The sequence below is a fragment of the Aquimarina muelleri DSM 19832 genome (genome assembly GCF_000430665.1).
GTDB lineage: Bacteria > Bacteroidota > Bacteroidia > Flavobacteriales > Flavobacteriaceae > Aquimarina > Aquimarina muelleri.
In genome coordinates this window covers 41,855-61,163 of sequence record NZ_AUML01000015.1, presented here as the reverse complement: position 1 = coordinate 61,163, position 19,309 = coordinate 41,855, and the positions used below count along the sequence as shown (strand labels likewise).

Annotated in this window: 20 protein-coding genes; 7 read left to right on the top strand and 13 right to left on the bottom strand. The window is 31.7% G+C overall.

Annotated elements, in window-relative coordinates; all coding sequences use genetic code 11:
• Nucleotides 1-44 precede the first annotated feature (44 nt).
• Nucleotides 45-878, top strand: coding sequence for a hypothetical protein (locus H527_RS0107385; RefSeq protein ID WP_027412110.1), 834 nt, complete (start codon nucleotides 45-47; stop codon nucleotides 876-878).
• A gap of 57 nt (nucleotides 879-935) precedes the next feature.
• Here the strand turns inward: H527_RS0107385 and H527_RS0107380 are convergent, their stop codons facing one another.
• The 4 genes from H527_RS0107380 to yaaA form a co-directional block, all read right to left on the bottom strand.
• Nucleotides 936-2,066 carry a TRAP transporter substrate-binding protein gene (locus tag H527_RS0107380; protein WP_051316677.1) on the bottom strand — a complete coding sequence of 377 codons (1,131 nt, stop codon included), beginning with the start codon at nucleotides 2,064-2,066 and terminating at the stop codon, nucleotides 936-938.
• Between the two features lie 12 nt (nucleotides 2,067-2,078).
• Nucleotides 2,079-3,425 (bottom strand): TRAP transporter large permease, encoded by a 1,347-nt coding sequence (locus H527_RS0107375; RefSeq protein ID WP_027412108.1) that lies wholly within the window; start codon nucleotides 3,423-3,425, stop codon nucleotides 2,079-2,081.
• Nucleotides 3,425-3,928 carry a TRAP transporter small permease subunit gene (locus H527_RS0107370; RefSeq protein WP_027412107.1) on the bottom strand — a complete coding sequence of 168 codons (504 nt, stop codon included), beginning with the start codon at nucleotides 3,926-3,928 and terminating at the stop codon, nucleotides 3,425-3,427. The genes H527_RS0107375 and H527_RS0107370 overlap by 1 nt, the downstream gene beginning before the upstream one ends.
• 141 nt (nucleotides 3,929-4,069) lie before the next feature.
• Complete coding sequence (yaaA, locus tag H527_RS0107365; RefSeq protein ID WP_027412106.1) at nucleotides 4,070-4,831, bottom strand: peroxide stress protein YaaA; 762 nt, start codon at nucleotides 4,829-4,831, stop codon at nucleotides 4,070-4,072.
• A 452-nt stretch (nucleotides 4,832-5,283) separates the two neighbouring features.
• Between yaaA and H527_RS21630 the strand changes: the two genes are divergently transcribed.
• On the top strand, nucleotides 5,284-6,693 hold the full coding sequence (locus H527_RS21630; RefSeq protein WP_155837825.1) for a glycoside hydrolase family 99 protein: 1,410 nt from the start codon (nucleotides 5,284-5,286) through the stop codon (nucleotides 6,691-6,693).
• A 59-nt stretch (nucleotides 6,694-6,752) separates the two neighbouring features.
• On the opposite strand, the gene H527_RS0107355 is transcribed toward H527_RS21630, so the two are convergent.
• The 3 genes from H527_RS0107355 to H527_RS0107345 form a co-directional block, all read right to left on the bottom strand.
• Complete coding sequence (locus tag H527_RS0107355) at nucleotides 6,753-6,944, bottom strand: cold-shock protein (RefSeq protein WP_027412105.1); 192 nt, start codon at nucleotides 6,942-6,944, stop codon at nucleotides 6,753-6,755.
• Between the two features lie 142 nt (nucleotides 6,945-7,086).
• The gene (locus H527_RS0107350; protein WP_323054131.1) at nucleotides 7,087-8,136 is read right to left on the bottom strand and encodes an RluA family pseudouridine synthase; all 1,050 of its coding nucleotides are present in this window, start codon (nucleotides 8,134-8,136) and stop codon (nucleotides 7,087-7,089) included.
• Nucleotides 8,137-8,138: 2 nt separating this feature from the next.
• Nucleotides 8,139-8,723: a PASTA domain-containing protein gene (locus tag H527_RS0107345; protein WP_027412103.1), complete on the bottom strand. Its 585-nt coding sequence runs from the start codon at nucleotides 8,721-8,723 to the stop codon at nucleotides 8,139-8,141.
• A 95-nt stretch (nucleotides 8,724-8,818) separates the two neighbouring features.
• Here H527_RS0107345 and H527_RS0107340 point away from each other — a divergent pair, with 95 nt between their 5' ends.
• On the top strand, nucleotides 8,819-9,796 hold the full coding sequence (locus H527_RS0107340; protein ID WP_027412102.1) for a D-alanine--D-alanine ligase: 978 nt from the start codon (nucleotides 8,819-8,821) through the stop codon (nucleotides 9,794-9,796).
• 346 nt (nucleotides 9,797-10,142) lie between these two features.
• Nucleotides 10,143-10,598, top strand: coding sequence for a pantetheine-phosphate adenylyltransferase (gene coaD, locus H527_RS0107335; RefSeq protein ID WP_027412101.1), 456 nt, complete (start codon nucleotides 10,143-10,145; stop codon nucleotides 10,596-10,598).
• Between the two features lie 215 nt (nucleotides 10,599-10,813).
• On the opposite strand, the gene H527_RS23490 is transcribed toward coaD, so the two are convergent.
• A complete protein-coding gene (locus tag H527_RS23490; protein ID WP_081414567.1) occupies nucleotides 10,814-12,121 on the bottom strand; it encodes a M12 family metallopeptidase in 1,308 nt (435 codons plus the stop codon).
• 766 nt (nucleotides 12,122-12,887) lie between these two features.
• On the opposite strand from H527_RS23490, the gene H527_RS0107325 reads away from it, so the two are divergent.
• On the top strand, nucleotides 12,888-14,480 hold the full coding sequence (locus H527_RS0107325; RefSeq protein ID WP_027412100.1) for a choice-of-anchor I family protein: 1,593 nt from the start codon (nucleotides 12,888-12,890) through the stop codon (nucleotides 14,478-14,480).
• Nucleotides 14,481-14,726: 246 nt separating this feature from the next.
• On the opposite strand, the gene H527_RS0107320 is transcribed toward H527_RS0107325, so the two are convergent.
• Both H527_RS0107320 and H527_RS0107315 read right to left on the bottom strand, forming a co-directional pair.
• A complete protein-coding gene (locus H527_RS0107320; protein ID WP_027412099.1) occupies nucleotides 14,727-15,101 on the bottom strand; it encodes a hypothetical protein in 375 nt (124 codons plus the stop codon).
• A gap of 32 nt (nucleotides 15,102-15,133) precedes the next feature.
• The gene (locus H527_RS0107315; protein WP_027412098.1) at nucleotides 15,134-15,451 is read right to left on the bottom strand and encodes a roadblock/LC7 domain-containing protein; all 318 of its coding nucleotides are present in this window, start codon (nucleotides 15,449-15,451) and stop codon (nucleotides 15,134-15,136) included.
• A gap of 200 nt (nucleotides 15,452-15,651) precedes the next feature.
• Here H527_RS0107315 and H527_RS0107310 point away from each other — a divergent pair, with 200 nt between their 5' ends.
• Nucleotides 15,652-15,948, top strand: a complete 297-nt coding sequence (locus tag H527_RS0107310; protein WP_027412097.1) for a hypothetical protein — start codon at nucleotides 15,652-15,654, stop codon at nucleotides 15,946-15,948.
• Nucleotides 15,949-15,981: 33 nt separating this feature from the next.
• Nucleotides 15,982-16,803, top strand: a complete 822-nt coding sequence (locus H527_RS0107305) for a class I SAM-dependent methyltransferase (protein WP_035087610.1) — start codon at nucleotides 15,982-15,984, stop codon at nucleotides 16,801-16,803.
• Nucleotides 16,804-16,816: 13 nt separating this feature from the next.
• Here the strand turns inward: H527_RS0107305 and H527_RS0107300 are convergent, their stop codons facing one another.
• The 3 genes from H527_RS0107300 to H527_RS0107290 are packed head-to-tail and all read right to left on the bottom strand — an operon-like array spanning nucleotide 16,817 to nucleotide 19,156.
• Entirely contained in the window at nucleotides 16,817-17,035 is a 219-nt protein-coding gene (locus H527_RS0107300; protein WP_035087608.1) for a hypothetical protein, read from the bottom strand.
• Complete coding sequence (locus H527_RS0107295; protein WP_027412094.1) at nucleotides 17,032-18,426, bottom strand: radical SAM protein; 1,395 nt, start codon at nucleotides 18,424-18,426, stop codon at nucleotides 17,032-17,034. Before H527_RS0107295 ends, H527_RS0107300 begins: the two co-directional genes overlap by 4 nt.
• The gene (locus tag H527_RS0107290) at nucleotides 18,416-19,156 is read right to left on the bottom strand and encodes a prolipoprotein diacylglyceryl transferase family protein (RefSeq protein ID WP_027412093.1); all 741 of its coding nucleotides are present in this window, start codon (nucleotides 19,154-19,156) and stop codon (nucleotides 18,416-18,418) included. The genes H527_RS0107295 and H527_RS0107290 overlap by 11 nt, the downstream gene beginning before the upstream one ends.
• Nucleotides 19,157-19,309 lie beyond the last annotated feature (153 nt).

The following is a 19,309-nucleotide window of genomic DNA, read 5'->3' as shown; positions in this document are numbered from 1 at the left end:
AATAACCCCAAAGTTTTTTTAATTATTAACTAAAATATATAACAATGAAAAAAAGAATTTTTGTCTTTACTGGTATGTTATGCTTAGCCTGTAGTTTTTTACTAAGTTGTAACAATGATGATAACGATACCCCAACTAGAGCTGTTACTACATCTAAGCAACATAAAGACATTGCATCTGCTAACAAAGAAATAAATTCTATAGTAGAAAATGTTTTTGGAACAGAATCGAGTGTTCGTAGTAAAATTAATTCTAAATTAAAGTCGCCAGAATGTGCAACTATAACTTCTGAAATAATAGATGATATAAAAACAGTTATTATTGATTTTGGAGATCGTTGTGAGTTATCTAATGGCGAAGTGATTTCTGGTAGTATCCGCATGACTTTTAGCCTTCAACTAGATACTGAAAGTAAAATAGAAATAAAATCTACTCTAGATAAAATTGTATACAAAGATATTACGGTTAACGGAAATGCAACTACTATATTTTCATTTCAAAACGATACTGGAAACACTAAGTTTACTACAAAATCTGATTTTTCCTTTGTATGGAAAGATACTCTTACCGCAACCAGTAAAACCAATTTTATAACAGAGTCTTTTTCTGGGCATACTAATCCTGATACTCCTGCTAGCTTAGTTTTTTACACATTAGTTACAGGCAATAGTATAGCAGAATTTAGTAATGGAGATAAGTATACTGTTGAAATCACAACACCTTTGCGAAACGAAAATTCTTGCGAATATATTGTTAGTGGGGTTATAACGACTAAAGAAAATAGTGCTACTACTACTTTAAATTATGGGGATGGTGAATGTGATAATATTGCGACACAAACAGATGCCGATGGCAATGAAACCACTATAGAGTTATAATAAAACATCTTTTTAAAGTAAGCCGTTTCAGAAAAATATCTGAAACGGCTTTTTTTATTATTCCTGTATTTTATTATAGTATGCTTTTTCTGTAATCTCTGACCACTTGGATATCTTTTTTTGAAAACTAGAATAGCTTTCATATACTTCTTTAGATAACGGATCGTCTCCTATCATTTCGTCTATTGCTTCTTTTGTATATCCTCGAAGGGCATCCAATGTTTCTTTAGAAAATTCTCGAATCTCAACCCCTTCTTCATTTACCAATTTATCCAGATAAATTCCATTTTGTTTATCAAATTCTGCCAAAACCCAGACTTGTGCTCGTTTAGAGGCAGCTTGTAATACTGCTTGTAAATGTGGTGGTAAGCCATCGTATACATTTTTATTTATAAAGAACTCTAACTGCGAACCTGTTTCATGCCATCCTGGGGTGTAATAATATTTTGCAATTTTATGAAATCCCATTTTATAATCATGATATGGCCCAATCCATTCTGTAGCATCTATAACACCTCTTTCTAAACTTGTATACACCTCACTACCGGCTACCAAAACTGCTGCTCCCCCTGCTTTTTCTAATACTTTACCGCCAATACCGGGTAATCTCATTTTAAGTCCTTTTAAATCTTCAACAGAGTTAATTTCCCTATTAAACCACCCTCCCATTTGTACTCCTGTATTTCCTCCCATAAAAGGCACCAAATTAAAGGTAGCGTATGTTTTTTTCCATAACTCATAGCCTCCACCAACTTCTAACCAAGAGGTTATCTGCTGGCTATTCATGCCAAATGGTACTGCTGCAAAAAACTGTGCTGCTGGTGTTTTTCCTGCCCAATAATATGCTGCTCCACAACCCATCTCGATAGTTCCCTGAGAAACGGCATCAAAAGCCTCTAATGGTGGCACCAATTCTCCTCCGCCATATACCTTTATTTTGATTTGCCCATTAGATAGTTCTTCTACCCACTTTGAATATTTTTCTGCTACTTCTCCTACTACAGGAAAATTAGGAGGCCATGTCGTAGTCATTTTCCAATAAAATATTTTATCTGGCTTAGCTACATCATACGAATTAACGCTCATACTTGCAGGTGGATCTCCTAAACAGGATAAAAACAATAATGCAACTATTACCATTGTAAACACTTTAATTATACCATATTGTATCTTTACTGCTAATCTCATACTGCTGTTTCTTTATTTGGAAATAAAAATAATCTCAGGAAAAAATACTACGATACCAACAATAAGTAATTGAATGATGATAAAAGGTATAATCCCTCTATAAATCTGACTTGTCTTTACACTTTCTGGAGCTACTCCTTTAAGATAGAACAATGCAAATCCAAAAGGTGGTGTTAGAAAGGAGGTCTGTAAGTTTAATGCTATTAAAATCCCTACCCATAGCATATCCATCCCTAAAGCATTAAAAACAGGGGTTACTACAGGAACAATTATAAAAACAATTTCAATAAAATCTATAAAAAAACCTGCTATAAAGATAACTACCATCACTAACAACAAAAATAACATTGGGGTTAGATTAGACGATAATATTAATTCTTGTAGATAGGTATCCCCTCCTAAGGTTCTAAATACTAATGTAAATGTAGTTGCACCCAGTAAGATAAAAAACACCATAGTGGTTAACTTAGTGGTTTCTTGCGCTACTTCTTTTAGCGTTTTAAACGAAAACTTTTTTTGAATAACCGTTAGAATAGTTGCCCCTATCGCTCCTATCGCAGAAGCCTCGGTAGGTGAAGCTATTCCTGTAAAAATAGAGCCTAATACTAATACAATTAATAGTAATGGTAGAAACAATGCTTTCAGGATTTTTGCAGTAAAATCACCACCTCTGAACACTGCTATTTCTTCCGCAGGAATACTTGGAGCATGGTCTTTATATATAAATGACTTTATTAAAATATAACCTATGTATAATCCTACTAACAATACCCCTGGTAGCATTGCTGCAGAAAACAATGTTCCTACATCTACAGAAGCTACTCCTCTGGAGGAGCTATTAATTGTATCTGCTAATAATACTAAAACAATAGATGGTGGAATAATTTGTCCTAATGTCCCCGCAGATGCTATAACACCAGTAGCTAACTCTGTTTTATACCCTCTTTTAAGCATAGTCGGCAAACTTATTAAACCCATAGTCACCACCGTTGCTCCAACAATCCCTGTAGAGGCAGCTAATAAAGCACCTACAATAACAACAGAAATTGCTAAACCACCGCGTACACGCCCAAATAGCATTGCCATTGTTTCTAACAAACTTTGTGCAAGTCCAGACTTTTCTAACATGATCCCCATGAAAACAAATAACGGAACTGCCATTAATACATGATTATTTACTACTCCCATTATTCGTGAAGGAAGTAAATAAAATGTAGACATCTGAAATTGTTCTGGAGCAAAAATAGAAACTCCAAAAGCAAAAGCTACAGAGATTCCTCCTAAGGTAAAAGCAACTGGATATCCTCTTAGAATAAGGATAAAAATGATTACAAATAATACTATCGCCAGATATTCCATTACGCATCCTTATTAACAATGATTTGAATGGATTTGAGTATATGAGATACTCCTTGAAGCAAAAGAAAAACGAATCCTAAAGTAATACAAAACTTAAGTACATATAATGCTGGCAACCCTCCTGGTTGCGCCGAGGTTTCACCAATTAAAAAAGAAGATAACCCGTAATACCAAGAAGATACAATCACAACATAACACCAAGGGATCAATAAACATACCCCTCCTAAGACATCTACCCAGGCTTTTCCTTTTTTAGATAGTTTAGAATAAAAAACATCTACACGTACATGTTTTTCATACTTAAATGTATATCCCGAAGCTAATAAAAATAACATCCCAAATAGATATACCTCTATTTCTACCATCCAAACATTAGTAAATTGAAAAATATAACGAATAATAACATCCAGACCAATAACTATAGCTAGGCCTACTGAGATCCAACTAACTAATGATCCTGTTTTTTCACCGATCCAATCTAAAAAATTGATAACCTTATACATCCACTAATAATTTGTGTTACTAATATTAAAGTTGAAGATACTAAAATTAGACACATTTAAAAACAGAAGGGTATATCGCAATACTACTTTCAGAAATATAAAATCTGAAATGCAAAAACGTAAAGACTTTTATAAAATATCTTATCTTACAAAAACCAATTCATTAGGTTTAGTAGTATACTCTTCGCTAAAGCCATAACCGTCGTAATTAAAACCTTTTAAATCTTCGAGAGTTTCTGCTCTGGTATCAATAATATATCGAACCATCATGCCTCTTGCTTTTTTAGCAAAAAAACTAATTATTTTAAGTTTATCTCCTTTCCAATCTTTAAATTGAGGAGTAATCACTGGCACTTTCAATGTTTTTTTATCTATTGCGCTAAAATATTCATTACTTGCAAGGTTTACGAACAACTCTTCTTCTTTTAACTCTTCATTTAGGTGATTCGTAATTGTCTGTTTCCAGAATTCATACAGGTTATCTTTTTTCCCTACTTTTAACTTGGTTCCCATTTCTAAGCGATAAGCTTGCATAAGGTCTAAAGGTTTTAAAATACCGTATAATCCAGAAAGTATTCTTAATTTATCCTGCAGTATATCTAATTTATCTTCTGCAAGTGTATATACATCTAATCCTGTATAGACATCTCCGTTAAAAGCATACACTGCTTGCCTTGCATTATCGATAGTAAAAGGAAGATTCCAATCCTGATTACGTTGCCAATTAAGTTGCGCTAACTTATCGCTTATACTCATTAACTCTGATATGTTTTTGGGTGATTTTCCTTTAAGCACTTCATTCAATTTTTCTGCATCTGCAAGAAAATCAGAAGTTGTATATTTTTGTGTTGGCACTGTCGTTTCAAAATCTAAGGATTTGGCAGGAGATATTACAATTTTCATTTAGACAAGATTTTTTTGTTTCTCAAAAATACAATTGTCAATGGATATTTAAAATCTGTGAAAGTATTTATTATTTATTCAAGTATTGTTTTCTTCTATCTACCCATTTAAGAAGATTTTTTTTTCTAGCCCATCAATAATACTCTTAAATAGACAACCTCATCTAAAAACAACAACACACTGATATACAGAGGTTAAATTATAAAAAAATAACAAGAAAATTTTCCAAAGAAGAAAATTATAACTACTTTTAATTTTAATAACGTATCATAAAGGGAATGAAATCTCTATTTTTCGTCATAAAATTTTAATAGAGCTAATGTCTAAAAAGTAATTTATAGTTATTAGGTTGAGCTTGTCGAAGTTTGGCAACTTATACTGTTTTTCAACTTTTTAAGCATTCTTATTCACCTAATCACACACATCTTCTTGCCAAAAAAAGACTTTCTTTTTTGAGAATTTTAAATAATTTAATTTTTGGTAATATGTTACGATCCTATAGTGTTTTTATTATTTATGCTGTTTTATCCCTTATTTTCTTTAATTCTTGCGAGAAAGAAGACCTTAATTTTATCAAAGAAGAACAGGTTGAAGGATTACTCCTTACAGAGAGCTCTCGAGACTCTACTTATACAGATGCTGAGTTATTAAAAGTGTTAAAAGAAGAAACAGAATTTTTAGAACTAGAACAAAAAGGACATATTGCAGATATTTCGGGAATGGATATTGTTAAAGAAAATCCGAAAAAAATCTATGTGCATTATTTACCTTGGTTTCAAAACAAAGCTTTTGATGGGTACTGGGGACAACACTGGACGATGAGTAATCAAAATCCTGATATTCAAATGCCAAATGGCAACCTACAAATTGCCTCACATTACTACCCTCTTATTGGTCCTTATTCCTCTTCAGATCCAGATTTGCATGAGTATCATTTTTTAATGATGAAACTTTCTGGTATTGATGGAGTTATTTTTGATTGGTATGGTAGTAGGGATTTACATGATTATGGTTTGATCAAAAAATCAACAGAAACTTTTATCAAGACTCTTGAAGATTTAGATCTTACATTTTCGATAATGTATGAAGATCGAGTTGCTCTACAAGCTACTGAGGAATCCCTATCTACAGGAGTCATTAAAGCTGCTCAAGAGGATTTAACATATATTAATTCTGTATATTTTTCTAGTCCAAAATACATGACATATAAGGATAAAAAGATGTTGTTTGTATTTGGTCCTAATTATCTAAAAACAGAGGCAGAATGGAATGAGGTCTTTGATATATTACCTCCAGAAAATCATCCTGATTTTTTAACCCTATGGGCTGCAAAAGATCGAGTTGGAGTTAATGCATCTGGAGAGTTTTTATGGGTAGATAAAGATCACTTACTTGCTCATCAATATTATTATGACACCTATCAATCTTTTAACAAAACAACTGTAGGGTCTTCTTATCCTGGTTTTAAAAGTTTTTATACACAAGGTGGATGGCAGGATGGCATCAATGATTGGACTATCGATATCAATGCGGGACAAACTTTTGTAGAAACCCTTAACTACACGCATCATGAACTTTCTGATTTTATTCAAATTATAACGTGGAATGATTTTGGAGAAGGTACTATGATTGAGCCTACTCAGGAATTTGGGTTTACTTTTTTACAAATACTTCAGGAATATACTGGGGTTTCTTTTACTGTAAATGATTTAGAAATAGCTTTAGATTTGTATAATACAAGAAAAGATTATCGAGATAATATAGAAGCTCAAAAATTTCTAAATCGAACTTATAAGTATATAAAAAATCTTAATATACAACGTGCAGATATGATATTAAAAGCGGTTAAAAGGTTTTATTAAATAAAAAAAAGCCCATCGAATTCGGTGGGCTTGTCTGTTCTAAAAAAGTCAAATGTATATTATAATACCTTCACGTTTACCGCGTTCAATCCTTTTTTACCTTCTTGTAGATCAAACTCTACTTCGTCACCTTCACGCACTTCGTCGATTAAACCTGAAATGTGTACAAAATGATCTTTGTTTGATCCTTCTTCTGTGATGAATCCAAATCCTTTGGAGTCATTAAAAAATTTTACTGTTCCTTTGCTCATTATAAAATATTAAAATGCTAATGTACTATTATTTCCTCATTTATTTATTTATTTTTCAAAATAAAATTTTTAATAACCTTTATTTAATATCACACAAACACTTTATTAACAATGGGGTAAGAGGTTTAAATACTAAAGAAATCTATTCTTCGAGCAATTGGTTTTTTGCATAATTTCTCCATTTTTCCACACATTGTTCTATATCCTCTGGGACAGGAGTTTCAAAATGCATTTGTTTTCCAGTTACAGGGTGTTCAAATCCAAGAGTTTTTGCATGCAACGCCTGTCTTGGCAATACTTTAAAGCAATTTTCTACAAACTGCTTATACTTAGTAAAGGTCGTTCCTTTTAAAATTTTTTCACCTCCGTAACGTTCATCATTAAATAGCGTATGACCAATATACTTCATGTGGACACGTATTTGATGCGTTCTTCCTGTTTCTAGTTTACAGGATACCAAGGTTACATATCCTAATCTTTCTATAACTTTATAGTGCGTAACGGCATGCTTACCTTTATCTGCATCCTCTCCTTCAAAAACGGTATTTTGCAATCTGTTTTTAGGATGTCGACCTATATTTCCTTCAATAGTACCTTCTTCTTCCTCGATATTTCCCCATACGATAGCTACGTATTCTCGTTGGCTGGTTTTGTCAAAAAACTGTTTAGCAAGATGTGTCATTGCCTCTTCTGTCTTAGCTACCACCAATAAACCACTAGTATCTTTATCGATACGATGTACTAATCCAGGACGGTTACTACTATTGTTAGGCAAGTTATCAAAATGGTAAATCAATGCATTAATCAAAGTCCCAGAATAATTACCATGACCAGGATGAACTACCATCCCTGCAGGTTTATTAACTATAAGTAACACATCATCTTCATAAACAATGTCCAGAGGTATATTTTCTGGAGTTAATAAGTTTTCATAAGGAGGGTGCGAAAACAATACTCGAACTACGTCCTTAGGTTTTACTTTATGATTTGATTTTACAGCAATATCATTTACAAATACACTACCATCCTTGGCTGCTTGTTGTATCTTATTTCGAGTAGCATTCTCGACAAAATTCATCAAAAACTTATCTACCCGTAACGGAATCTGTCCTGCACCGGCTACAAAACGATAATGTTCATAAAGATCATCCTCATTAGTATCCAAATCTCCTATGTCTCTATTTTCTTTCAAAATCAATTAGAAAGGTTTATGGTTCCTTGTTGTCCATCCCCTAAAACCAAATCGATAGTAGAGGTTTTCATTAGTTTAGTTCCTGGCTTTAATCGCTTGCCTTTATGCCGCAACTCTAGCACCATATCTTTAGCAATGTTAGGTTGATAAGTAACAGTCCCTATCTTAAATCCTAAAGCTATTAATTTTGGCTCTGCTTGTCTTTTTGTTCTTTGTACTACATCTGGGACTTCTATCTTGCGATATCCAGATGGATTTAGTGTTACATAAATCTTTCGGTTTTCTTTTACCTCACTACCTGCTATTGGATTTTGTTCTATTACAGAATATCTGGGAAAATCTGGATTAAAATTTGCAGAATCCTGAACTTCATATCGTAATTCTTTCTCCTCTAGCACCTTACCTACCTCATCTAAAGTCTTTTTACTTAAACTAGGCACTACAATACGTTGATTGTGATTTGTTGTACCATCTAACCATTCTAAGGTTACATAAGATAGGATAGCGATCATCGCAACTGCTATAACCAGTTGAATCAAGAATAATTTGCTGTAAACAAACTTGAAAAGGTTTCTAATAAAACTCATAAATACATTTATAATTTGGACAAATATATAAAAACGGAAAGTTTTAATCTTTTCTTATAAGATAAATGATATTTTTGTTTTAAAAAAACTCCGTAATGAAGAAAAACATAGCCATTTTGATGGGAGGATACTCTAGCGAATTTGATATCTCGATCCAAAGCGGAAATGTAGTATACAAAAATCTAGACAGAGATGTATATAACCCTTATAAAATACATATCACCAATGAAGGTTGGTACTATGTAAATGATGAAAATCAAAAATATTCTGTCGACAAAAATGATTTCTCTGTTACTTTAAATGGCACCAAAATTAATTTTGATGCTGCTTTTAACACTGTGCATGGTACCCCTGGTGAAGATGGATTATTACAGGCATATTTTAAACTTATCGAAATACCACAAACCTCTTGTGATTTTTACCAAGCAGCACTTACGTTTAATAAAAGAGATTGTATTAGTACCTTAAAACCATACGGAATACCTACGGCTACTAATTATTTTTTGAATAAAGGAGATGCAATAGATACCAAAGCTATTTTAAATACCGTAGGTCTACCTTGTTTTGTAAAAGCTAATAAAGCAGGTAGTAGCTACGGAGTATCTAAAGTTAAAACTGAAGAAGAGTTATTTCCTGCAATTGAAGTGGCTTATAAGGAAGATGACGAAATTATTATCGAATCTTTTTTGAGTGGTACCGAAGTTTCTGTTGGAGTTATCCAGCATAACGGTAAAGATTTAGTTTTACCTATTACAGAAATTGTTACCGAAAATGAGTTCTTTGATTATGAAGCTAAATATCTTGGTAAGTCTGAAGAAATAACCCCTGCCCGCCTATCAGATGAAGATACTAAAAAGGTTAAAGATCTCGCTTTAAGAGTATATCAGATTTTAAAAATGAAAGGATTTTCCAGAAGTGAATATATTTTTCATAATGGAGAACCTCATTTTGTAGAAATGAATACCAATCCTGGGTTAAGCGAAGCTAGTATTTTACCACAACAAGCAAATAAAACCGGGATTAGCTTAAAAGAATTATTTTCTAATGCTATTGAAGCTTGCCTGCATTCTTAAGCTATTGACAATATCCTGAGAATACCGAGAAATAAACTCAGAGTATGGAGAAATATCCTCGGAGTGACAAGAAACAACCGGGGAGTGTTGAGAAACCTCCTCGGAGCAACAAGAAATAACCTCGGAGTGTCGAGAAACCTCCTCGAAACGACAGGAAACAACCTCGGGGTGTTGAGAAATATCCTCGAAGCGACAAGAAACAACCTCGAGGTGTCGAGAAATAAGCTCGAAGTACTGAGAAACATTTCCGAAAAGTAGAGAATCCATCCCAAAACATAAGGAAAACATATTAGATCCATAAATTCATTTATATTTGTAATACACATAAATAAATCTACAACTACCAATGAGAAGAGCTGTTTTTCCCGGATCATTTGACCCCATCACCTTAGGACACTACGACATTATAGAAAGAGGACTTACTTTATTTGATGAGATTATTCTTGCTATCGGAGTAAATTCAGAAAAAAAATATATGTTTTCTCTGGAAGAGAGAAAGCAATTTATGGAAGAAGCTTTTAAAAATGAACCAAAAATAACCGTAATGACCTATAAAGGTCTAACGATTGATTTTTGTAAAAAACAAAGTGCTGATTTTATACTAAGGGGGCTTCGGAATCCAGGAGATTTTGAATTCGAAAAAGCAATAGCGCATACGAATAGAAAAATGTCTCATATCGAAACCGTATTCTTACTAACCTCTTCAGGAAAAAGTTATATTTCCTCTTCTATCGTTCGAGATGTGATTCGTAATGGCGGTGATGTATCTGAACTAGTTCCGGATACTGTTCGTGTAAAATAATAAAAGGATTCATTTTTTGCTATTCAAAAAACAAACACAGATAATAAAAATCCCTTATATAATGTTACATTATATAAGGGATTTTCTAAAAGGTAATACAATACTTAATAACCTGATTTTATCAACCTAAAACACGTTATCTTGAATGTAATTCTGTTAAGAATTTTGTATCAAAAACTAATATTTTTCAGATTAATCGAACTTAGGTTAATACATTAATTACATGTCCCAATAGTTTTCCACCAGTGCTCTCCACTTCCTGGAGTTACCCATAATTGCCCAACTTGAGCTTCATATTGTGTTCCTTGGTATACAACTTTATCCCCTCGTGAATACACTTGTGGATAAGCTCTCCATTCTGCGATACCATCACAACCACCACCAGTACCACCTTGCACAGTAATTCTTATACTAGATGAAGTAGTTGATTTACCTTTATTATCTGTTGCTACAGCGGTTAAATTATGAGTTCCTGATATTGTGTTATTCCATGTATACACATATGGACTATTCAAATCTTCTCCAAGTTTTGTAGATCCTCTATAAAATTCAACTTTGGCTACACTACCATCACTATCTGATGCTGAAACGTTTATTGATACAGTAGCTCCTTCTACAAATGTAGCTCCACTAGAAGGAGAAGTGATCGATACGGTAGGTGCTTGATTACCATCGCCACCGCCATACATTGCTCTAATACCTGCAAGATCTCCTTGAGAAAGTCCACTTCTGTTTGTTGTATAAGATGACCCGTCTTTTTTAACAATAGTAGGCTGTCCATTTGTAGAAAATGCTCTTGAGCTATACATCATAATAGATCCAAAGTCTAATGTTGAAGTATACTCATCTCCATCTCTACCTCGTTGCACATAAGTCTGGAAATTATGTTCCATTCCTGGTCGGATGTTTTGAAAATTGATCGTTATATACTGATCTCTATCTTTTCTACTTTGCTCATGCCATAATCCAACAGCATGCCCGATCTCATGAATAGTGGATCCTGTAGAACATCCTCCTGCCAGATTAATGGTTTGTCTTCTTCCTGTTCGTCCTACTTGAGAAGAACATCCACTACCTACCTGAAAATAAATATAAGCAGCTTGATTTGTTCTTCTTACAAATTTAAGACTAGTATTAGCCTCCCAATGCGCAATGGCAGTAGTAACTCTAGTTTGATTAGGCAGACTACTTTGTATATCATAATATACGATGTTGTTTGGCCATCTGCCCGAAGTTCGCCCTACACTTTTTGATTCTTGTGAATCATCTGGATACACAATAATATCTCCTTGTAAGATATAATCGTCTCCTATTTTTTCTACCTGAACAGGATCACCGTTTAATTGAATTGTAACAATTTCCCCCGCTTTATTAGGGTAAGCCAATTCTGTTGACATCTCTTCTACAATAGTTGCTTGATCTGATGGTGTGGTTTCAAAAGATTCTTTCTCACATGAGTTAAAAACCATTGACACAGCAAGGGTAGTTACTCCTAATGCTGCAATTTTTAAATAATTATTCATAATAATATAGTTTATGTTAATATGATTTATAAACTAAGGAATTACAAAAAATATTGCCTAAACCACTTTTTATTTTCTCTCAACACTTTACATAAACACCTAAACAACAAACGTTTCTAACATTATTCAGCAAAAAAAAAATCTGAACAATTAATAAGTTTCGCTCCGCTTTTTTATTTTTTTTATACTTATTAGAACGACAACCATAAAATCTGCTTATGAAATATTTTACTTAAAAAACACCAAGATAAACCTTAACATGAAAGCTCTAATTTTGTGAGGACGTTTTTCATAGCTATAACCTTAAATATATCTGAATTATAGCAAAGAGAGTACATAACAAAAAAATTAAATTCATAATTGTAGAGCCTTTACAATCAGATCATATTACAAAACAAGTTAGTTTGTAATATATATTGAATGATAGCATAATCAGGAAGTGAAAAAAAACCTATGAATCAAATTCTGTAAATTTTACTATTAAGCAAAATTAAATATAAAACAATTGAGGGTAAAGAAGTTAAAAAAGCAATTACAAGACATTAAATTAGAGCGTGATATCTTAAGAAAGATGATTAGCATTTTTTTTCTAAGAGAGACAACTAAGGTATAGATTTATGGAATCTCATCAGAATAAATTTTCTATTAAAAAGATGTGTTTTCTATGTTAAACGGGGCTACAAAAATCGACATAAAAAATAATTCAAGTATAATATAAATATGTGTTTAACAGTTGTTAAAGCATTATTAATCAACAACACATAAAATGAGAACTTTTTTATTAAGGAATATAGCTATTCCTACCTTTGTAACATTTTTTATTTCCTGTTCGGGAGACATTTATCAAACAAATGATGACAACGACGACGATGACATTTCATCAAATGCTAGTATTAATTTTAAATATGCATCTACAATTAATGTAGGGGGACTTACAGCAGCAGAAATAACTACATTTGACCCAGAAACCAATAGATTATTTATTGTTAATAATGATCAGAATAGTGGGACAAGAGAAATATCTGTTTATGATATAAGTGATATCAAAAACCCTACAAAAGAAGCTTCAATTGATTTGATTTCTTTAGGAGGTGCAAATAGTGTTTCTGCTAAAAAAGGAAAACTAGCAATCGCAGTAGAAGCAATCGTAAAGCAAAACCAAGGAAAAATTTTGGTATACGATACCAAAACAATGACATTAGAAAACACTTTTGATGTAGGCTCATTGCCGGATATGGTTACTTTTACGCCAGATGGTAATATAATTGTAGTAGCTAATGAAGGTGAACCAAATATAGATTACACTAATGACCCTGAAGGCTCTATTAGTGTAATTGATCTAAAACACAACAGTGTTAATACGTTAGATTTTCATAACTATGATGCACAAGAGGCAACTCTAGAAGCTCAAGGATATCGAGTTTCTGGACTTAACGCAAACCTTTCTCAAGATACAGAACCAGAATATGTAGCAGTATCGGATGACTCTAAAACTGCTTGGGTATCGTTACAAGAAAATAATGGGATTGCAAAAGTAAATCTAATAACTAAGCAAATAGAAGCAATATATCCATTAGGTTATAAAGATTATTCTTTAAGTGAGAACAAAATAGATGCAAGCGATAAAGACAATGAAAAAGTATTAAAAAACTGGGATATACCATTGTACGGTCTGTATATGCCAGATGGTATCGAATATATATCTATTAAAGGACAAGGTTATGTCATAACTGCTAATGAAGGGGATTCTAGAGAATATACAGGAAATCCTGGGTTTGTAGATGAAACAAGAGTTAAAGATATAGTGTTAGAACCAACCGTATTTTCTACTGATAAAGATTATCAAAACAATTCGAATCTAGGAAGATTGAAAATAATAAGTACCATGGGGGATATAGATAACGATGGAGATTATGATAAGTTATACTCTTTTGGTGGGCGTTCTTTTTCTATCTGGACAACAAATGGAAATATCGTGTATGATAGTGGTTCTTCTATTGCAGCTAAAACATTAGAATTAACACCAGATTTATTTAATAGTAATGATAGTAGAAGTGATGACAAAGGATCAGAACCTGAAACAGTAGAGGTTTTAAAATTAGGTGATGATGATGATGATGATGATGATGATCAAGCTCATGTTCTTTTTGTAGGATTAGAAAGAAACCATCAAGTAATGGTATATAATATTGATAATCCTACAAATCCTGTATTTGTTCAGATATTATCGCATTCTGGTGATGAGGCTCCAGAGGGTTTACTCGCTATACAAGAATCAGATAGCCCAACAGGAAATGCGTTAATGGTAGTATCAAACGAAGGTAGCGGCACGGTTTCTATTTATGAAAATGAAGAATAAATGATGATTAGATAGTATATGGAAAGCTTGTTTCCTAGAGTTGATCTTAAAAAAATCAAGTGACATATTATTATAATCAGCTTGATCATAAAAATATAGCTAAAAACTGATATACAAGTCAATTATAATTCTTTATAAAAATAAAAGTCTCACCAATTTAAAAACTAGTGAGGCTTTTATTTATTTCTAGTAAGTATAACTATTTCATATATAATATTTTAATTATAAATTACTATATGAAACTAATTATAATTGTGATACTACATCTTTCTTGTATTTTTTAAGGAGTGCTCTGGTCATTCCTAAATTTGCTTTTGTAGAATCTACTGCTAAATAAATAAAATACTCACCATTTTCAGAAAGATCTATAATATGGATTTGATTATTAAGAGTTATCAAAATATCTTGAATATTTGATGTTAACCCTAATGCTTTTATAGCATTTTGTTTTGCTTTAACAACTTCTAAGTTATAAGCTGAAGCTATTTCTGGATCAAAATCTGCACTTTCAGAATGAGACACGTAACAAACACCTGTACTTACCTCAGTTACTGTAACTGCAACATAACCAGGTACATTAGTTTTGATATCTTCGATAAATTGGTCTAAAAAATTCGACATAGTTTAATTAGATTTAAGGATTTAAATTATTTTTAGTTATTTAGGGCACTCATGTATTTAAGTAGTAATCCAAGCTTTGATAAATCATTAGTAACGATAAGGATAATTGAGTCTGGATTTATTTTATTAGCTATAAAATAACCTTGAGAACATTTAGCCATTAGTTGATCTAAATCCCCATTTAGCAAATCTTTTGATAAATCATTACACATTGTAAAAGCAGCTTCTAACATTAAAGCAACATTGCTTTCGTATTCTGTTCCTACAGAATCTACAATATTCCCTGTTTTGTCTGCTAACACTACAATACTAGCATCTGTATCTTCTTTGATTTTCTTAAGGTCAATCATAATATTTTAAAATTAAATATCTCTTCTCCTATTGGTTTAGGCAAGAAGAAAATTAAAAAAGCAAATAAAAGGTATTTTAATAAGATAGTATATAATTTTTATCGAGATTTTCTATATATACATAATAAAATTCGATATCTAAAATATTTAAAATTGATTTGTCAGTGTATATTTGTCATACCCAAATATATAATGATTTTATGACCTTAACAACATTACCTAGTTCAGAATTAAAAACAATTTTAGAAAAAAGAAAAAAGGATTTTGCTTCTTACCGAATAGCAAATGGTAAAATTTCTAAAAACACTGAAAGTAAAGAAGATATCTCAGAGATAATAGATCGGTTAACAAAACAAGAAATAAAGAGTTCTTCAAAAAAAGAAGAAACTTTGGAGTCTGTTGCTCAAATAACTGCTGAGGATACTACAAAAGCAACGCAAACTTATACCGAGAAAATAAAAAACGGGTATTTTGGAAAAAGAAAAACACGTTTTTGATGTTTTAAATACTATAATTCTTAAAAAATATCAATGCAAATACATGAAACCGCTTTTATAGTTTCTACATATCGGTCGTATCACGAAGATATAAGTAAAGATATTTATGCTGAATTATGGAACAATCCTAAAACCGACACTTTAATTCCTTCTATATTAGAAACAATTTCTAAAGATGAAGCTATTTTACATAGTATTAGAAATCGTTTTTTTTATGAGCAAATGCGTTCTTTTTTTACAAAAAATAATGGAGGAACTCTAATAAATTTTGGTTCTGGTTTTAGTATGTATCAATTTCTTGTGGAAGATAATGTATCTACTATCGAAATTGACAAGCAGGACATTATTGACTATAAAAAAGAGAAAATTGATTCGTGGGTTCTCGAAGGAAAACTTCCTTATCGGGAAATCCAATATTCTGCAATTGACTTTAATCAAAGGACAGAAAAAGAAATCATCGAAACTCTGCGTCCTTTAATAAAAAACAAACCCATTTTTATTCTTTTAGAAGGCGTTCTTTTTTTTCTGGATCAAAATACCACAAATAAATTATTTAAAGTTTTTAAAGAATTACAAAACCCAGGAGATTTAGTTGGCAGTGTATCCTATTTACCAGAAGTTAAACATACAGATGTCTACAATCGTTTATTAAAATATTTTGATAGCAATAACGATACTAATGACTCTTTTGCTCATCAAACAATTCCTACTTCGTATTATGAAAATATAGAAGGATATCTACTAAAAGAACATATAGATGAATTTCAATTATCAAAAATCTATATTCCAGATAGTGCTTTCAAGGACAAAAATCAGATACTTAATGAAAACATGTATCTTTTAGAAAAAACTTAGAATTCAATTCTTTCTAAAAACCGGTCAAAAGAACTCCACAGATTCCTAATCCAACTACTAAGTATACTCCAGAAAGAATAAAGAAAATTTTTCCTGCTTTACGATATTGTGTTTTAAACAATATCAAGCCAATTATTGCTAAAAAAATTGCAGGCCCTAAAAGAATCAAAAGGAGGAAATAAACTAATCCGTCAAGGTTTCCTACTTCTAATAAAATAGTATTAGTTATCATATGGTTTCTTTTCTTAATTGTTCTAAGTACTCTTGTTTATCATCTCTATAAAACAAGTTCATAGTTTCGAATGGGATTATTTTATAGTCCTTATTTACAATATGCACGCAAGATTTTTTGATTGCTCGTACATCAAAATTATAAGCATCTATAAATTGCATAATTATAATCCTAAATAAGTTATCATACCCTAAATCTGGTGCATCTATCTCTGGCAAACAACACATAATAGATTTTAAGTTTTCTGAGGCTGTTTCTACAGAGTTTCCTGTACTAAACAATTCTAAAACTTTGCCATGTAGTTCTTCGTCTTGCTCATACACAATAGTGTTTTTACCATTATCTAAAAGATCTGCTGGATTTATATACCTTGTTAAAGGCAAAATCCCTTCTTCATTCTTTAATGCATATCCCATTACCAGAGCATCTGGATTACAAGGAACAGGAATAAGGTCATCGGATTCAAAAACAGGAAATTGTTCCAAAATTTTTCTTCTTACCTCTGTTAATGTTATCCTATCCGTTTGTGTATTAAAATCTTCAAGTCTTCCTGCTATTTGAGTAGGCTGAAATGTAACTCCTCTAACACATTTTTGTTGCGTAGCAAAAGTTAATATATCTCCTATTAAATGATCATTCAAACCGTTTTCTAAAGTAACTACTAATGTGGTAGACAGGTTTACATCGTTTAGATTTTTAATAGCTTGCTTTCTAACTTCAGTAAGATCCTCTCCTCTTAATTTTTTTAGAACTTCTGTATCCAAAGCATCAAACTGTAAATAAACTTCAAAATCTGGCATATAGTCTGCCAATCTCTTTGCAAACTTACTGTCTTTTGCTATACGAATACCATTAGTATTTAGCATAAGATGCCGAATTGGCAATTGTTTAGCATAATCCAAAATTTCAAAAAACTGAGGATGTATCGTTGGTTCTCCCCCACTTATTTGAACAACATCTGGCTCTTTTTCATTTTCTACAATAGTATCCAGCATTTTTTTAATTTCCTCTAATGATCGATGTCTTCCATAATGAGGAGATGAGGATGCATAACAAGTAGGACACGTTAAATTACATCTATCTGTTACTTCTATAATAGTCAAACAAGAATGTTGTTCATGATCTGGGCATAATCCACAATCATAAGGACAACCATAATCAGTAGCGGTATTAAACTTATAAGGAAATTCTGATGGTTTATTGTAGTTTCTGATATTTTTATAATATTCTATATCATCTGCAATCAAAACTTTAGATCGACCATGCTCAGGACAACGTTTTAGCATAAACACTTTATCTTCTTCAAAAACAATTTTTGCATCAATCCTTTTAAGACAAGTAGGACATAAACTTAATGTAAAATCGTAATAGGTATAATCTCTAACGGGCATATAATAGTGATCTAATGGTTTTATTATAATAAACTAAGCATAATATACATAAATATTGAATACTACTAAGACCTAGAATTAAAAATGTATTTGGTTTTAAAAATTCGATACAGAATCGAAATAAAAAATAAAAGATCATGAAATATTTAAATAGAGTTCCACTTTCTAGTTTAGATCCAGATTGAACTCGCTTTAAAACACCCCATAAAATGATCAGAAAAACAACTTCAAATAAAGCTATTGGGTATCTTAGAATTCCATCTCCTAAATCCATTCCTAAAATAGACAAAGTTTGCTTACCATACGTAAACTCAGTAATTCCTGCCAAAAAACAACCTATTCTTCCTATAAGAATCCCTAATATAATCGGAAACGTAAATAAATCCCCAGAAGATTTTTTTTCTTTAATTACCTTCTTTGCCAATTCTACTCCGAGCAAACCGCCAAAAAGCCCACCCATGATTGTTTTTACATTTAATAATTGAATTATATACTCTGGAGTAAAAGAAAACACAGGGTTTTCTAAAAAACCAATAATTCGGGAGCCAAAAAACGCCCCAAATATCGCCCCTATAATTATAGAAAGTCTGTTTGCCGAAGAAATAGAATCTTGCTTGTTTTTTTTAAGGTATATATAATATCGAAAACCTATAAAAAAGGCTGCATACTCTAAAATCAAATGAACATTTATTTTATATCCAAAAAAAACAGGTTCAAAAGGGATATTCATTTACTTACTAATTCTATTTTAGAATCGAAATATACATCATATTTACTGAAATAAACTCATAATAAATAAAGAAGGTTATGCAGAAAAATGCTGCTTTCATCTCTAATTAAATATTTTTATTTATAATTATTTTTTTACCTCTCTTTATAAACG

What these genes read in the sequence shown, in the direction of transcription:
- H527_RS0107385 (WP_027412110.1), top strand. Translation starts at nt 45, where the DNA reads ATGAAAAAAAGAATTTTTGTCTTTACTGGTATGTTATGCTTAGCCTGT.
- H527_RS0107380 (WP_051316677.1), bottom strand. Translation starts at nt 2,066, where the DNA reads ATGAGATTAGCAGTAAAGATACAATATGGTATAATTAAAGTGTTTACA.
- H527_RS0107375 (WP_027412108.1), bottom strand. Translation starts at nt 3,425, where the DNA reads ATGGAATATCTGGCGATAGTATTATTTGTAATCATTTTTATCCTTATT.
- H527_RS0107370 (WP_027412107.1), bottom strand. Translation starts at nt 3,928, where the DNA reads ATGTATAAGGTTATCAATTTTTTAGATTGGATCGGTGAAAAAACAGGA.
- yaaA (WP_027412106.1), bottom strand. Translation starts at nt 4,831, where the DNA reads ATGAAAATTGTAATATCTCCTGCCAAATCCTTAGATTTTGAAACGACA.
- H527_RS0107355 (WP_027412105.1), bottom strand. Translation starts at nt 6,944, where the DNA reads ATGAGCAAAGGAACAGTAAAATTTTTTAATGACTCCAAAGGATTTGGA.
- H527_RS0107345 (WP_027412103.1), bottom strand. Translation starts at nt 8,723, where the DNA reads ATGAGTTTTATTAGAAACCTTTTCAAGTTTGTTTACAGCAAATTATTC.
- H527_RS0107340 (WP_027412102.1), top strand. Translation starts at nt 8,819, where the DNA reads ATGAAGAAAAACATAGCCATTTTGATGGGAGGATACTCTAGCGAATTT.
- coaD (WP_027412101.1), top strand. Translation starts at nt 10,143, where the DNA reads ATGAGAAGAGCTGTTTTTCCCGGATCATTTGACCCCATCACCTTAGGA.
- H527_RS23490 (WP_081414567.1), bottom strand. Translation starts at nt 12,121, where the DNA reads ATGAATAATTATTTAAAAATTGCAGCATTAGGAGTAACTACCCTTGCT.
- H527_RS0107325 (WP_027412100.1), top strand. Translation starts at nt 12,888, where the DNA reads ATGAGAACTTTTTTATTAAGGAATATAGCTATTCCTACCTTTGTAACA.
- H527_RS0107320 (WP_027412099.1), bottom strand. Translation starts at nt 15,101, where the DNA reads ATGTCGAATTTTTTAGACCAATTTATCGAAGATATCAAAACTAATGTA.
- H527_RS0107315 (WP_027412098.1), bottom strand. Translation starts at nt 15,451, where the DNA reads ATGATTGACCTTAAGAAAATCAAAGAAGATACAGATGCTAGTATTGTA.
- H527_RS0107310 (WP_027412097.1), top strand. Translation starts at nt 15,652, where the DNA reads ATGACCTTAACAACATTACCTAGTTCAGAATTAAAAACAATTTTAGAA.
- H527_RS0107305 (WP_035087610.1), top strand. Translation starts at nt 15,982, where the DNA reads ATGCAAATACATGAAACCGCTTTTATAGTTTCTACATATCGGTCGTAT.
- H527_RS0107300 (WP_035087608.1), bottom strand. Translation starts at nt 17,035, where the DNA reads ATGATAACTAATACTATTTTATTAGAAGTAGGAAACCTTGACGGATTA.
- H527_RS0107295 (WP_027412094.1), bottom strand. Translation starts at nt 18,426, where the DNA reads ATGCCCGTTAGAGATTATACCTATTACGATTTTACATTAAGTTTATGT.
- H527_RS0107290 (WP_027412093.1), bottom strand. Translation starts at nt 19,156, where the DNA reads ATGAATATCCCTTTTGAACCTGTTTTTTTTGGATATAAAATAAATGTT.